This is a genomic window from Alkalihalophilus pseudofirmus OF4, from assembly GCF_000005825.2.
In the GTDB taxonomy this organism is placed as follows: Bacteria; Bacillota; Bacilli; order Bacillales; family Bacillaceae_D; genus Alkalihalophilus; species Alkalihalophilus pseudofirmus.
The window spans coordinates 758600-773500 of the sequence record NC_013791.2; the positions used below are offsets into that span (position 1 = coordinate 758600).

The 14901-nt window shown below is 40.4% G+C and carries 17 protein-coding genes; 11 read left to right on the forward strand and 6 right to left on the reverse strand.

Annotated features, from left to right (window positions below):
• Positions 1-25 precede the first annotated feature (25 nt).
• The 5 genes from BPOF4_RS21535 to BPOF4_RS03790 all read right to left on the reverse strand — a co-directional run bounded on the left by BPOF4_RS21535 (position 26) and on the right by BPOF4_RS03790 (position 3590).
• Entirely contained in the window at positions 26-166 is a 141-nt protein-coding gene (locus BPOF4_RS21535) for a YrzI family small protein (RefSeq protein ID WP_012957738.1), read from the reverse strand.
• A gap of 142 nt (positions 167-308) precedes the next feature.
• Positions 309-443, reverse strand: a complete 135-nt coding sequence (locus BPOF4_RS21540; protein WP_012957739.1) for a YrzI family small protein — start codon at positions 441-443, stop codon at positions 309-311.
• A 582-nt stretch (positions 444-1025) separates the two neighbouring features.
• Positions 1026-2036: an aliphatic sulfonate ABC transporter substrate-binding protein gene (locus BPOF4_RS03780; RefSeq protein WP_235806151.1), complete on the reverse strand. Its 1011-nt coding sequence runs from the start codon at positions 2034-2036 to the stop codon at positions 1026-1028.
• Positions 2037-2056: 20 nt separating this feature from the next.
• Complete coding sequence (locus BPOF4_RS03785) at positions 2057-2812, reverse strand: ABC transporter permease (RefSeq protein WP_012957741.1); 756 nt, start codon at positions 2810-2812, stop codon at positions 2057-2059.
• On the reverse strand, positions 2745-3590 hold the full coding sequence (locus tag BPOF4_RS03790) for an ABC transporter ATP-binding protein (protein WP_012957742.1): 846 nt from the start codon (positions 3588-3590) through the stop codon (positions 2745-2747). The genes BPOF4_RS03785 and BPOF4_RS03790 overlap by 68 nt, the downstream gene beginning before the upstream one ends.
• 299 nt (positions 3591-3889) lie before the next feature.
• On the opposite strand from BPOF4_RS03790, the gene BPOF4_RS21095 reads away from it, so the two are divergent.
• From BPOF4_RS21095 to pheA, 4 genes are all read left to right on the forward strand, one after another.
• A complete protein-coding gene (locus BPOF4_RS21095; protein ID WP_012957743.1) occupies positions 3890-4459 on the forward strand; it encodes a sporulation initiation phosphotransferase B in 570 nt (189 codons plus the stop codon).
• 11 nt (positions 4460-4470) lie between these two features.
• Positions 4471-5757: a GTPase ObgE gene (obgE, locus tag BPOF4_RS03800; RefSeq protein ID WP_012957744.1), complete on the forward strand. Its 1287-nt coding sequence runs from the start codon at positions 4471-4473 to the stop codon at positions 5755-5757.
• Between the two features lie 153 nt (positions 5758-5910).
• Positions 5911-6354: an ACT domain-containing protein gene (locus BPOF4_RS03805; protein ID WP_012957745.1), complete on the forward strand. Its 444-nt coding sequence runs from the start codon at positions 5911-5913 to the stop codon at positions 6352-6354.
• 42 nt (positions 6355-6396) lie between these two features.
• Positions 6397-7272: a prephenate dehydratase gene (gene pheA, locus BPOF4_RS03810; protein WP_012957746.1), complete on the forward strand. Its 876-nt coding sequence runs from the start codon at positions 6397-6399 to the stop codon at positions 7270-7272.
• A 29-nt stretch (positions 7273-7301) separates the two neighbouring features.
• On the opposite strand, the gene BPOF4_RS03815 is transcribed toward pheA, so the two are convergent.
• The gene (locus BPOF4_RS03815; protein ID WP_012957747.1) at positions 7302-7835 is read right to left on the reverse strand and encodes a transcription repressor NadR; all 534 of its coding nucleotides are present in this window, start codon (positions 7833-7835) and stop codon (positions 7302-7304) included.
• Between the two features lie 272 nt (positions 7836-8107).
• Here BPOF4_RS03815 and safA point away from each other — a divergent pair, with 272 nt between their 5' ends.
• The 7 genes from safA to queA all read left to right on the forward strand — a co-directional run bounded on the left by safA (position 8108) and on the right by queA (position 14900).
• The gene (gene safA, locus BPOF4_RS03820; RefSeq protein WP_012957748.1) at positions 8108-9547 is read left to right on the forward strand and encodes a SafA/ExsA family spore coat assembly protein; all 1440 of its coding nucleotides are present in this window, start codon (positions 8108-8110) and stop codon (positions 9545-9547) included.
• A 434-nt stretch (positions 9548-9981) separates the two neighbouring features.
• Entirely contained in the window at positions 9982-11001 is a 1020-nt protein-coding gene (locus BPOF4_RS03825) for a YhcN/YlaJ family sporulation lipoprotein (RefSeq protein ID WP_012957749.1), read from the forward strand.
• 176 nt (positions 11002-11177) lie between these two features.
• The gene (locus BPOF4_RS03830; protein ID WP_012957750.1) at positions 11178-11750 is read left to right on the forward strand and encodes an intercompartmental signaling factor BofC; all 573 of its coding nucleotides are present in this window, start codon (positions 11178-11180) and stop codon (positions 11748-11750) included.
• A 111-nt stretch (positions 11751-11861) separates the two neighbouring features.
• Positions 11862-12479, forward strand: coding sequence for a Holliday junction branch migration protein RuvA (ruvA, locus tag BPOF4_RS03835; RefSeq protein ID WP_012957751.1), 618 nt, complete (start codon positions 11862-11864; stop codon positions 12477-12479).
• Positions 12480-12524: 45 nt separating this feature from the next.
• Positions 12525-13526 (forward strand): Holliday junction branch migration DNA helicase RuvB, encoded by a 1002-nt coding sequence (ruvB, locus tag BPOF4_RS03840; RefSeq protein WP_012957752.1) that lies wholly within the window; start codon positions 12525-12527, stop codon positions 13524-13526.
• Positions 13523-13738, forward strand: a complete 216-nt coding sequence (locus BPOF4_RS03845; RefSeq protein ID WP_012957753.1) for a DUF2905 domain-containing protein — start codon at positions 13523-13525, stop codon at positions 13736-13738. The genes ruvB and BPOF4_RS03845 overlap by 4 nt, the downstream gene beginning before the upstream one ends.
• 136 nt (positions 13739-13874) lie before the next feature.
• Entirely contained in the window at positions 13875-14900 is a 1026-nt protein-coding gene (gene queA, locus BPOF4_RS03850) for a tRNA preQ1(34) S-adenosylmethionine ribosyltransferase-isomerase QueA (protein WP_012957754.1), read from the forward strand.
• Position 14901 lies beyond the last annotated feature (1 nt).

Consider the following 14901-nt stretch of genomic DNA (forward strand, 5'->3'; position numbering starts at 1 on the left):
GGAGCCGCAGGGCTCCTCCTGTTTATTACATCCAATGTTGAAAACGTGCTAGACGTTGTTGGATCTGATCTTCATATTTTTGCTGTTCCACTAAACGCTCAAGCTCTTTACCAGAATAATTGCGTTTTTTTATAGTGATTGTAAAAAAAATAAATGATAGTGTCATATTAAACCGCCTCCGAATATAGTTAAATTGTTATTCAGGTGAGGCCTTTCACCTGCTCATACCATGATAAAAACGTGCTGCCATTTCCTTCGTTTCTGTTTTCAATCATCATCTTCATAACCTCCTTTTATTTTGTGGTTTTTTACATATAAAGTTTGTTAATAAGCTGTTCATGCTTTTCTTCATGATGCTGCTGCCGTACTACTTTTTCTAATTGCTTCCCGTCTAGTTTCTTGTTTTGAATGGTGACTGTTAAAAATAATATGGAAAATGTCATGACTATCCACCTCCTCTCTCAAAGGGTTATTATATGAGTACATAGCAAGCTATGGTGACCCCTGTGGTAAAAAATGGGTGTGAAAATGAGCGCAAAAAAGCCACAGGTAGTGAGTCCTGTGGCTGAATGAAGATAAAAAAGCCACAGGTCTATGACACCTGCAGCTTTTAGCTCAATATGTATAGAACGTAAATTAAAACGAACTAGCCATTTTGAGTGAGGCAGCAGGTTGTGAACATGATGTAGGTAAATCGCAGCGATCCGTTACACTAACTGGTAATAAGTTCATCATTTTGTTCAGCCTCCTTTTCACTCAAATTTGTTTACATATGGAATTATATACATAAAAGTGGAATTTGTAAACGGGAATTATGAAATTTGTTTGTCTTTTTGATGTTGAGGGTTGACAAGTAGTGGCGTGAAATTATTCTTATAGATTAATAATCTAATACTTTAAGGAAGGTAAAGATAAGGAAAGGCTTAATAAGTAAGGGAGGGAGAGTAATAGCTAACATTCCTTTTAATACATCAACATAATAAAAATACCTTCGCCCATTTCATTAAGGGGAAGGTATTTTTTGTTTATTCTGCTAAAATTGCATCAAGGCGGGAGGTGTCTACAAAACCATCAAGATCTGGTTCTTTATCCATGAATTTTAATTCATATGAGGCATCTGCCCAAGCTTGTAGTGCTTCTGGATGTGTTTCAGTTGTAACTACCATGCGCTCCCAAGCTTCAGATAATACCGTTTCAGGAAGACGCTGCTGGGTTAAATTAAAGAGTGAATCGTTAATTGTTTCTAATGTACCTTCTGTATTTTCTTGTGTATATTCAACAGCTGTTTTATGACCGCGTAAGAATGCATCCACAGTTTCAGGGTTCTGCTCTAAAAATTGTTTAGATGTAACGATGACAACACTAGGAAGCGTTTCGCCTAAGAAAACTTGATCCCATTCAGTAATAACGTTAGCGCCTAGCTCTTCCACTAAATACGTACCCCATGGCTCTGGAGCTGCTGCTGCATCAATTTGACCTTGTTCAAACATAGCAACCATATTTGCAGGAGCAATTCGAGATTGATGCTCAACTGTTCCGCCTACGCGGTTCGATTCTAAACCGAGCTCTTTAAGCATCATTTCAAGTTGAACATTGTGTGTGCAGCCATTACCTGGTGTACAGAAAGACTTGCCGCCGAAATCTTCAAGTGTTTCGATGCCTGAGCCGTCACGTGCAACAATCAGGGTTGCGCCATTTGCTGCAGCACCTAACACTACAATATCTCCGCCAGTCAGGAAGTAGTTAATCGCAGGGCCGGGTCCGACATACCCGATATCAAGATTTCCCGTTTCTAGTGCCTCAATAAAGTCATTTCCATTAGGATAATGCTGATAATCTGCAGTTACTTCTCCTAGCTCTTCGTCAAAAAAGCCTTTTTCCTTACCTACAATTGCAGCTGCGTGATCCAAGTTTGGAAAGTATCCTACGTTGATATTTTCTGCAGGGCCATCTCCAGTTGTAGAGCCCGCTCCACAAGCAGTCAGTGCAGCAATCGTTAAAGCAATTCCACTTGCTTTTAACCATTTCTTCATCATTTTCTCCCCCATAATCTTTTTTATTTTGAGTAACCCCATCTTTGCAATACTTTACGCTCGATCGGATTGAAAATTAGATATTCTACAATTAAGCCTATAACAGCGATAATAATCATAATAGCTATAACTAATTCCATATTGAAAAAGTCACGTGCATCTAGAAGTGTACGACCAAGACCGCCTCTGCCAAGTAGTTCAGCTGCCATTAATGCCCGCCAGCCAAATGCCCAAGCAAGTCTGACACCAGTTAGAGCAGAAGGGATTGAAGCAGGGATAAGAACTTTCCAAACAAGTTCAAGACCCTTATATCCCATTGTTCGTGCAGCTCGAATGAGTAGTGGTTGAACATTTTTTATACCCATCCGCATGTTCATTGTCATCGGCCATGTGCCGCCTAAAATGATAACAAACAAAATTGCTAAGGAGCCGCCTTGAAACATGACAAGAGCTAATGGAAGCCAGACGATACTCGGAACGGATTGCAAAGCTACAACGAGAGATCCGAGGGTTTCGTCTGCTAGTTTTGAAGTAGCAAGAATGATACCGAGTATAGATCCGATAATGACGGCTAGTGCGAAGCCCAAACTAATCCGTCCCAAACTTGTAGTAAGTGCTGCTGTTAAAATCCCAGTCTCAAAAAATCCTCTATATAACTCAACGAATGAGAGGAGGGGAGAAGGGAACATTCGTGTTTGAAAAAGGTCAATTCTATATATGATCTCCCATATCGCGATGAGAGCGATAAAGAAGAGTAGCCTTCTGACTATTGTAGTCATCTCCCATTTCCTCCTTCATAACTTTTTCGATTTCTCCAGCTAATTGATCGTTGATTTTCTCTTCAAGTTCTGCAAACTCTTTTGAAGACGGCTTTCTTGGACGTGGGAGATTCACATCAAAAACATTAATAATACCACCAGGGCGAGTGCCCATCAATACGATACGGTCAGATAATAAGATTGATTCACGGATATTATGAGTGACAAAAAGAATGGTTTTTCTTGTTTGTTCCCATATATATTGAACTTCTTTATGAAGCATTGATCGTGTTTGTTCATCTAATGCGCCGAATGGTTCATCCATTAAAAGAACATCTGGGTCCATAGCAAGAGCTCTGGCTATGGCTACACGCTGCTTCATTCCTCCTGATAGTTCATGTGGGTAGGAGTCGATAAATTTACTTAAATGAACCAGCTTTAAATATTGAATAGCGCGCTCTCTAGCTTCTTGTTTGCTGTATTGTTTTTTAAGGGCAAATGTGACATTCTCAATCACGCTTAGCCAAGGCATTAATGCAGCTTCTTGGAAGACGACCCCGCGGTCTGCTCCTGGTCCTGCTACAGGCTTATTTCCGACTGAAACAGTTCCTTTTGATGCTTCATCAAGACCAGCAACAATATTTAATAAGGTTGATTTTCCGCAGCCTGATGGCCCGAGCAATGAAACAAACTCACCTGATTTCACTTCTAAATCTATCTCTTCAAATACCGTGTATGCGGTATTGTCTTGTTTATTATCGAATGTTTTACCAACACTCTTAATTGATACACCAGCCATTGGTTGCTCCTTTCTAAAATGCTAATATTTTATAAATCATATCAACTTAGTAGGTTTTAGTTGTTCTTAGTATTATGTAGAGTTTAGGGAAGTGTCAATCGTTTTTTGAAAACTAAATAAATCTAATGTGGTAAAAGAAATGTGTTGATTTTTAGTTCAATTTCCATCATTCTATAACTTTGTGGTAAACTAAGCGTTGTAATCTACTTGAAGTGATTAAGCAATTTGATACAAATTGATATATTTTACCGTTTTATCTTAATGGATAACGATAATTATAGAAGACGGGGAGAGCCAAGATGACTAAACAATGGGAATTAATAGATGCACTACGTCATACTCGTCATGATTGGCTGAATGTTATTCAACTAATAAAGGGGAATTTAGCTTTAAAGCGCTATGATCGAATTGAACAGATTATTGAGGAAGTAACTGCCCAATCTTTAAATGAAAGTAAATTATCGGTCATGGGTACACCGGATGTAGCGGCATTTTTGCTCACATACAATTGGGAGTGCACTAAAATGAAGATTGATGTTGATGTAATCGGTGAAATTCAATCCCTTAAAGCCAATGAAGACAAGCTGTACAGAACCTGTCAAACCATCATTAATCAAATGGCAGAATTAAGTTCTAGTAGTTCTGAAAACCACCTTCTTATAACATTTTTATTTACACATACTGAAGAAGAGTCGGGAAATCACAACAACTGTCAACTGACATTCGACTATCAAGGAATATTACAAATGAATAAAGAAGAATGGCGCCAAATTTTAAAGAGTTTGGAGCTTGAAGTGGATGTTAAAGTCGATCTGATCGAATGGAATGAACATGAATGTGTTCTCCAAACAACGTTCACAATAAATTGAGGTGAAAATACATGTTTGTAGATAAGGTTAAGGTTTATGTAAAAGGCGGTGACGGTGGTAATGGAATGGTTGCTTACCGCCGAGAAAAATATGTACCAGACGGAGGCCCTGCTGGTGGAGATGGGGGAAAAGGAGCAAGCGTTGTTTTTGAAGTAGAGGAAGGCTTGCGTACATTAATGGATTTCCGCTATCAAAGACATTTTAAGGCGCCGCGCGGGGAGCATGGACGCTCTAAAAGCCAGCACGGTAAAAATTCGCCAGATATGGTCGTTAAAGTTCCACCTGGTACAACGGTACTAGATGATCAGACAGGGCAGGTAATTGCGGACTTAACAGAGCACGGTCAACGCGCAGTTATTGCAAAAGGAGGCCGCGGAGGACGTGGGAATACTCGATTTGCAACACCTGTAAATCCAGCACCTGAAATTGCTGAAAATGGTGAACCAGGTCAAGAGCGTGATGTGGTGCTTGAGTTGAAAGTGTTAGCTGATGTTGGATTAGTTGGATTCCCAAGCGTTGGTAAATCAACATTATTATCCGTTGTTTCTGCAGCTAAACCTAAAATTGCTGATTATCACTTTACGACAATTACTCCTAACCTAGGAGTTGTAGAAACCGAAGATCACCGTAGTTTTGTTATGGCAGATCTGCCTGGATTGATTGAAGGAGCTCACCAAGGAGTTGGGTTAGGTCATCAATTCTTGCGTCATATTGAACGTACGAGAGTCATTGTTCATATGATTGATATGTCTGCTCTTGAAGGCAGAGATCCTTATGAAGATTATTTAAAGATTAACGAAGAACTAAAACAATACAACATGCGTCTTCTTGAACGTCCGCAGCTTATTGTGGCTAATAAAATGGACATGCCTGATTCTGAAGAGAATCTTAAGAACTTTAAAGAAAAAATGGAAGACGATGTAGAAATCTTCCCTATTTCAACGGTAACAAGACAAGGGCTTCGTGACTTACTTCTTACAATTGCTGACAAAATTGAAACGACTCCTGAGTTCCCTCTTTACGATGAAGAAGAGAAAGAGTCAACTCGTGTGGTTTATAAGCATGAGAAAAAAGAGCTGCCATTTGTTATCAGCCGTGATGATAGTGGAACGTTTGTTATCAGCGGAGCTGAAATTGAACGCTTAACGAAAATGACCGACTTCACTCATGATGAATCCATTCGCCGTTTCTCAAGAACTCTTCGTCATATGGGTGTTGATGATGCATTGCGCGAACGCGGAGCAAAAGATGGCGATCTTGTTCGTCTGCTCAAGTTTGAATTCGAATTTATTGAATAGAAACCATAAGATATTATGCATATAAAGGAAAAACTGTCTTGTCTAAAGAGACAGTTTTTCTTTATGTGTGGACAAAATGTCAGAAAACGGTTGTCAAATAAGGATAACCGTTATTATAATAGGGAGAAGATTTAGAAGACGGTGGTGAAGTGTATGTCGCGTAAACAATTTTATTTAGTCCGTGAGGATATGCTGACTGATGCAATGCAAAAAACGTTAAATGCTAAAGCGCTGCTTGACTCAGGGAAGATAAAAAAAATAAATGAAGCAGTCACGATTGCGGGACTGAGCCGTAGTGCATTTTATAAATATAAGGACGGAATTTTCCCCTTTAATACAATGGTTAAAGAGAAAATCATTACATTATCAATCAACTTAGTAGATCGCTCAGGCACGTTGTCTCAACTGTTACAAAAAATTGCAGAAACCGGAGCGAATGTATTAACCATTAATCAAACAATTCCATTACAAGGCAGAGCTCATATTACCTTGTCAATTGATACATCCCCGATGAAGATCGACCTTGATGAATTAATGGAGCAAGTTGAAGTTGTTGATTCAGTTGAAAAGGTTGAACTTGTTGGATCAGGGTTTTAGGGAATCGATTGCTTAGACGAGTAGAGTTGAGGAGTGAGTAAGATGAAAGTGAGTTATTTAGGACCTGTTGGAACATTTACAGAGATGGCTGCAAAAGCCTTTTTCCCATTAAGTGACCGGGTGCCATTTAAGACGATCCCTGCTTGTATAGAGGCAGTGGCCGAAGATGCATGTGATGCTTGTGTCGTTCCTATAGAAAATACAATTGAGGGTTCTGTAAACATGACCATTGATTATCTTGTACATAAGCAGCGATTGCCTATTATGGGAACCATTACGATCCCAATCGCTCAACATTTGCTTATGCACCCTAAACAGGCGGGGAAGACACCGGAGAAGATTATTTCTCATCCCCATGCTATTGCCCAATGTCATGATTACTTACAAAGTGAATACTCTCTTGTTGATACGGAATTTATGAATTCAACAGCGGAAGCTGCACAGATGGTAGCTAATCATCCTAATCGGCCGATTGCAGCCATTGCAAATGAATTAGCTGCATCTGAGTATGAGCTCGATTTTGTAGGGTATGACATCCATGATTACAATAACAATCACACACGCTTTATCGTTTTAGCAAAAGAAGAAACTAAACTTAAGCTTCCTGCTCTAAATAGCGGCTATAAGACAACGTTAATGGTCACGCTGCCTTCGGATTATTCAGGTGCACTTCATCAAGTTCTGTCTGCGTTTGCTTGGAGAAAACTGAACTTGTCGAAAATCGAATCTAGGCCAACTAAAACCGGCTTAGGCAATTACTTTTTTCTCATTGATGTCGACCAGCTACAAGACGATGTGCTCATTCCGGGTGTAAAATCAGAACTTGAAGCTCTAGGCTGCGGAGTAGATATTTTAGGAAGTTATCCATGTGTTCATTATCAACATCAATCAAAGAAAACAAGCCCTACATCGTGCTAAGGGCTTGTTTTTTTATTTTTAGCTTATGTTTAATCCTCTAATAAATATCCTTTTTTACGAAGAGCCGAAATGGCATCCTCTAATTGTTTAGGTGTATCTGCTTCAATAGTGTGAAGATGTACGCCATTTGTCAGTTCTGAGAGGAGTGTGGCATTCGTTGCTTTCATTTCTTCATTAAATTGCTGAACTTGTTGTCTCGTATGGAAATGGAGAGAAGCTGTGAGTTCTCCGTACATCGGATGTTCTACAATCACGTTGATCACTTTCACACCATAGTCCACTAATGTATAAAGTTCATCCATTGCATCAGTTGGTTGATGCTGGCATGCAATCAGCCTTTGGTGCTTTTCCTTTGGATGAGTCTGCATATATAAATAGCCATTTGATGTCGCAATGATGGGGTGTCCCTTCGCTTTTAACAATGACATATCTTGTACGATCACTTGGCGGCTGACATTTGTACGAACAGATAATTCTTTACCAGTAAGTGCTTCCTTACTTTCTTTTAGCCAATCAATTATTTGTTCACGACGTTCGTCTCCATATAATTTTTTATCGTTCATTATGTTCCATTCTCCTTTTCTGCCAACACCAATTTCTTATCCTTAGTATAACACGAATGAGTTGTATAGCCGTGTTGATCCTAGCCCTTTGAATTTATTGAACGCTTAGGCATAAACCTATTTTTGTCATCATACATTGTGCTAGAAACGGTTTCTTCTCGGTAATTCTCTTGAAAGAATAGCTGACCAAAAAGCTATTGGACGAATAGAAGTGTCAATACGCCTATATCGGCATACGATGAAAAAGAATGGTTAGAGGAGGGAGTAAGAACGTGAAAATTCATATTGTACAAAAAGGGGATACACTTTGGAAGTTATCAAAAAAATATGGGGTTGATTTTGAACAATTAAAGGCAGCGAACACTCAGCTTTCCAATCCCGACATGATTATGCCAGGGATGAAAATTAAAATTCCGTCCAATAGTGTACCAGTAAAAAATGACACGATCGCACAAACTCAAGCGATTAAAGAGCAGCCTATGGTTCAGATGGCTCCAAAAGAAATGCCGAAAGAAATGCCAAAAGAGATGCCAAAGAAGGAGGCTCCTGTTACACCTGCGCCAGCGCCGCAAGTGCAAATGCAGATGCCAAAGATGGAAATGCCCAAAATGCCGCAGCCTACAATTCAGCAAAAGCCTACAACAAAAAATTATGAAACCAATATGAACGTATTCTTTTATAAACCAGAACCTAAAGCGAAAGCAATGCCGCAAGTAAAGCAGCCGCCAAAAGCGCCAAAACCAGCACCTAAGGCTCAAGCGCCAAAGCCGGCACCGAAACCAGCGCCAAAGGCTCAAGCACAAAAACCGGCACCAAAACCAGCGCCAAAAGCCCAAGCACAAAAGCCGGCACCAAAACCAGCGCCAAAAGCTCAAGCACAAAAGCCGGCACCAAAACCAATGCCGCAAGCGCAGCAAAAAACTCAGCCTAATACAAAACCAAACGTACAGGCAAATATCAAGCCGCAAATGAAACAGCCAAATGCTCAGCCGAACATCAAGCCGCAAATGAAACAGCCGAACGCTCAGCCGAATATTCAGCCACAAATGCAGCCATCGAATATGCAGCCGAACATCCAACCGCAAATGCAGCCGTCAAATGTACAGCCGAATATCCACCCACAAATGCATCCATCAAATGTACAGCCAAATATCCAACCGCAAATGCAGCCTAATATGTACCCGCAAATGAGTCAGATGCAGCCTATGTATCAAATGCCCCAAATGATGCCTTACCAGCATCATGGATATCAAGATGGCTGCTGGCAGCCGATCAGCCCAATGATGCCTGGATGTGCTAATTGTGGAGCAGGCTTTGGCGGGCAGCCTTATTACGAAATGCCTGAATGGGATTATAGTGAGGATTCTGCCGAGATGATGGCTCAAGCAAATCAACCAATGATGCCGATGAATGTTGCACCGCAAGCAAATCAGTCCATGATGCCGATGAATGTTGCACCGCAAGCAAATCAGTCCATGATGCCAATAAATGTAGGGCCTCAAGCAAATCAATCAATGATGCCAATGAATATAGGGCCGCAATCAAACCAACCAATGCAGCCAATGGCTCAATCTAACCAACAAATGCAAATGATGGGGCAGATGAACCAGCCGATGATGTATGGTACAAATGGTCAAATGATGTCTCAAAGTGATTATGAACAGCTCCAGCACTTAAATCAATACCGCGAAACGGATGACTACGAAGATTAATGAAATTAAAATACTAAGATATAGAGAGTAAAGATTAAATCTAAAAAGACGACTCAATCATTTTAAATGAGAAGTCGTCTTTTCTGTGTTTTGGAATCGCTCGATTACGCTCCATATTAGTGAGTCGCAGGAGGTAGTGTAAGCATGCCGCTCCTAAAATATGCTTCGCTTTCCGCGGTGAGCTGCTGAGCTTCCTCGGGCTTTAGCCCTGCGGGATCTCAGCCCTGCCAGTAAGCGCGTGGCCAGTGGGTCTCCGCATGAGCGAATGCGACGAGGAGGCTTCCGGTCCGCCCGCGTCAAATTTAATATGAAATTAACCGCATTAAAAACAAGAGTATGCCGTATGCTGCTAACATTTCATAAATGTCCAGTAACTAACAGATTAAAGTTCCCCTTTAAAAGCCACATTAATTGATGAAAGGGGGAATTCAAACATGAAAAAAATCGCGATGACGGTAGCCGCTGCAACTATGATTTTAGGCAGTATGACCGCTTGTGGTACAGATAATCAAGCAAGAACAATGAACAATAACTATCAACAAACAGGGTTTGCCTCACAAGACATGAGTGGTGCATATACAAGCCAACGTTACGGTGGCCAAGGGCCTGTCACTGATATGATGACACCTGATCACCGTGGTGGCACATATGGAAGACTTGATCAGCAAGCTGGTCAAAGAACGCGTACGCATTTAAATAATTACACAACACGCGGAGATAAAGGATTCCAGTCTGCAGGACGTGATGGTTATCGTGCAAATCAAACAAGACCAGGTATGGGACGAGCAGGTATAACTGGTAATGACCGTCCTGGAATGGTCGATGAAGATGGGCTTTTACGTGGCCATGCCAACACGCGCTATGGTACACACAATCGTCAAGGAGCAATGAACTTTGGTCAACGTGGTGCGATGACTGGTAAAGGTGTTCGTGATCACGGCATGGCTCGTCGAGGCGCAGGTACTATGGAGCATGGTGTACAACGTGGAACCAATGCTTTAGAGCGTGGGGCTGGTGCACTTGAACATGGTGCTGCTCGCGGTATGGGTACAGTAAGACGTGGTGCGGAAAACTTAACGGGTCAACGTACCAATACAGTTAATTACCATAAAGACTATGATGGTAAAACAGCTCAGCAATTAGCTAACCGTGTGGATGATATTGAAGGCGTAGAAGATTGTCGTGTCATTGTACATGAAAACGACGTCGTTGTAGGTGTTCAAACGGATGCTGATAATGAAAAAATCAAACAACGCGTACAAAACGTTGTGGAAAAAAATGTAGATGGAAAAGCTGTGCGTGTAGTAACAGATAAAAACACAGTTGGACGCATTCGTACAATGGATGACCAATTACGTACAGGTGCTGCTTTTGATGAAGTAGGAGCAACATTTAAAAACATGCTTCAAGACCTTGGTCGAGCAGTGCAAAGACCTTTTGAGCGCTCACGTTAATAAGAACCTAAAAGACAGAGGCTTATGCTTCTGTCTTTTTGCGTGTCTTTTTTAGATGAAATGCTGTTAAGGGGAATGAAAAGGAATGATTTCGGACAGAATGTAGCTGTAATTAGAAGTAATTTGGAAAGGAAAATTTAAAACTCTAGATCAATTGAAAGTTGGTGAACTTGGTTGTGAAGGTATTCCAAGTTATAAAAAAACAAAAGGGCCATACGTTGCTTATTATATTATTTTTGCTGCTCGTTTCAGGAGTAAGTGTTCTATTTAACCAAGCATTTAGTTCAGCTGAGCGGGGACAGCCAGAAAGTGATCTAGGTGAAGCGTTTGAAGTTTCAGGTCCAGCTACTATGGATGTTACATTGCAATACATGTATTTAGACGGGGAAGTCATAGAGGAAAAGACGAAAGAAACGATTTGGTCGATGGAAGATTTTTGGGCGCAGTATGAGGATTGGACCTTGCTTAGGCAGTCTGAAGGCGGAATGGTTTTTCAAATGGAAATTGACGATATCTCTCCTGCATTAAAAATGAATGGATATTTTGGAATTACTGAAGACGGTGTGCTATCTATATTTGAAGGGGTTCCCCAAGATGAACAAGTCATTCAATCTTTTTTTCAAGTCGATACAAAAAAACTTAAAAGCAAGCAGCATTCTGAGCTTGTCAATGGAATTCCTGTTGGGGATAAACACCATTATGAAGAAGTCTTAGAAGCATTTGCTGAATATAAGGAATCGGAGTTTTAAGCTGTCTTTTGTGAGGCAGCTTTTTTCACTTTCTGCTAAGGCCATTATACGAGGTCAGTGTAATATGCTAAAATAGAAATAAATGTTCGTATAATGGAGAGGAAGTTAATTGTGATTGATTACATAAATGGCGTATTAGTTGATATTGAAACTCGATATGTGGTGTTAGATCATCAAGGGCTGGGGTATCAAATTTATTGTCCTAATCCTTATCAATTTTCTAAACAATTAGATGAGAAGGTAAAAATATATACATATCAGCATGTTCGTGAAGATCTTATTCGTTTATTTGGGTTTGAATCCAAATCTGAGCGTGCTCTGTTTGAAAAATTGTTGAACGTATCTGGAATTGGCCCAAAAGGTGCATTAGCAATCCTTGCATCAGGACAGCCAGAACATGTAGTAAGGGCTATTGAAGAGGAAGATGAAGCGTTTCTCGTTAAATTTCCTGGAGTGGGCAAAAAGACAGCAAGACAAATCATTCTTGATCTTAAAGGGAAGCTTGATGAATTTTCTCCTAATTTATTTAATGAATCAACCGGTCTTGTATCAGAGAAAATGACGAAGGTGAATAAAGAAAATACTGAGCTGGAAGAAGCCCTTGAAGCCTTGCGTGCACTTGGATATGTAGAAAAAGAACTTAAGAAAGTACGTCCTAAGCTTGAACAAGAGGATATGGCCACGGACGCTTATATTAAAAAAGCACTTCAGTTAATGTTGAAATTTTAATGCTGAAATTCTAGGGACTTACTCATTATGAAGGAGGTGGGGAAAATGGAAGAACGTATGATTTCTGCTGAAGCGCAAGGATTAGAAGACTCCATTGATCAATCGATCAGGCCAATGGATTTAAATCAATACATTGGCCAAGAAAAAGTGAAGCAGAACTTGAAAATCTTTATAGAAGCTGCCAAAATGCGTGAAGAATGTCTTGATCATGTTCTTTTATATGGCCCTCCTGGACTTGGAAAAACGACTCTATCTGGTATTATTGCTTCTGAAATGGGAGTTGAGATGCGAACAACGTCTGGTCCGGCTATTGAAAGGCCAGGTGACTTAGCCGCCATTTTAACAGCACTTGAACCTGGTGATGTCTTGTTTATTGATGAAATTCATCGGCTTAATCGAATGGTAGAGGAAGTTCTTTATCCGGCAATGGAAGATTTTTGTTTAGATATCGTAATTGGAAAGGGGCCGACAGCACGTTCTGTGAGGCTGGATCTGCCTCCGTTTACATTGGTGGGCGCAACAACTAGAGCAGGCATGCTTTCTGCTCCCCTAAGAGATCGGTTCGGGGTAATGGCGCGTCTGGAATATTACACAGAAGCGGAATTAGCCTTTATCGTTAAACGAACGGCATCTATTTTTGAGACAGAGTTAGATGATGAAGCTGCTCTAGAAATCGCAAGACGATCACGCGGTACACCACGTATTGCCAATAGGCTGCTAAGACGAGTCCGGGATTTTGCTCAAGTGAAAGGTGATGGCACTATTCCTGTAGATCTTGCTGAAGATGCTCTTGAGAAATTACAAGTTGACCGTCTAGGACTTGATCATATTGACCATAAATTATTAATAGGAATGATCGAAAAATTCCGGGGTGGTCCGGTTGGTCTTGAAACAATCTCTGCCACTATTGGAGAAGAATCAGAAACAATCGAGGATGTGTATGAACCGTATTTATTGCAAATTGGTTTCCTGCAAAGAACACCTCGTGGAAGAATGGTTACACCGCTTTGTTATCAACATTTTAATCTGGAGGAGCCAAGTAGATGAGTACAGCGTCTAAAGTGTTAATTGCCATTGGAGTTCTCTGTATTATTATTGGTATTCTATGGCCGATTATTTCGAAAACACCGATTGGCCGGCTGCCTGGAGATATTTTAATTAAACGGGAGAATTCTACGTTTTACTTTCCAATTATGACTTCCATTGTGATTAGCATTGTTCTGTCATTAATTCTATTTCTTTTTGAGCGCTTTAGATAATTCTTGCTTAATAAATAAAGGTTCGGTATTCTAGAAAAGATGCTTTTTATTGCTGTTTTAAATTAATTAGTGAATTTTAGTACTAAAATACAATATTCAAATACAAAGTTTATTCGTATGAAAAAGGTGAACCAACATGGATGTACGTGATTTTGATTTTTACTTACCTGATGAATTGATCGCACAGACGCCGCTCCTAGACCGAACGGCGTCTCGTTTGCTTGTTTTAGATAAAGATAATGGGGCAATTAAAGACGATGTATTTTCTTCGATAACGGATTATTTGAAGTCTGGTGATTGCTTGGTTTTAAACGACACGAGAGTTCTTCCAGCTCGTTTATATGGTGTGAAGGAAGATACCGGTGCTAAAATTGAACTGCTTTTATTAAAACAATTAGAAGGCGATAAATGGGAGACGTTAGCAAAGCCCGCAAAACGTGTGAAAAAAGGAACAACCATCACGTTTGGTGAGGGGCTGTTAACAGCTACTTGTATTGAAGAAACTGACCAGGGCGGCCGTGTAGTGGAGTTGGCATATGAAGGGATTCTTCATGAGGTGCTTGATCAATTAGGCGAAATGCCGCTGCCTCCATACATTAAAGAACAGCTTGATGACCAAGAGCGTTATCAAACGGTATTTGCGAAAAATCGCGGTTCAGCCGCAGCTCCTACAGCTGGTCTGCATTTTACAGAAGACCTTTTGCAAACTCTTCAAGATAAAGGAGTACATTTGGCATTCATTACACTGCACGTTGGACTTGGGACCTTTAGACCTGTAAGTGTAGAAGATGTGGAATCACATGAAATGCATGCTGAGTATTACCAGATGAGCGAAGGAACCGCACGGTTATTAAACGAGGTCAAAGAAAATGGCGGTAAGGTAGTAGCGGTCGGTACCACCTCTGCTAGAACGCTTGAAACCATCATGAATGAGAACGGCACATACTGCGAAGCATCTGGATGGACATCGATTTTTATTTATCCAGGTTATAAATTTAAAGGAATTGACGGATTACTGACGAATTTCCATTTACCAAAGTCTACACTTGTAATGCTTGTAAGTGCGCTTGCTGGTAGAGAACATATTCTACAGGCATATAACCATGCTGTTAAAGAGCGTTATCGTTTCTTCAGCTTTGGTGATGCTATGTTTATTCGTTAAG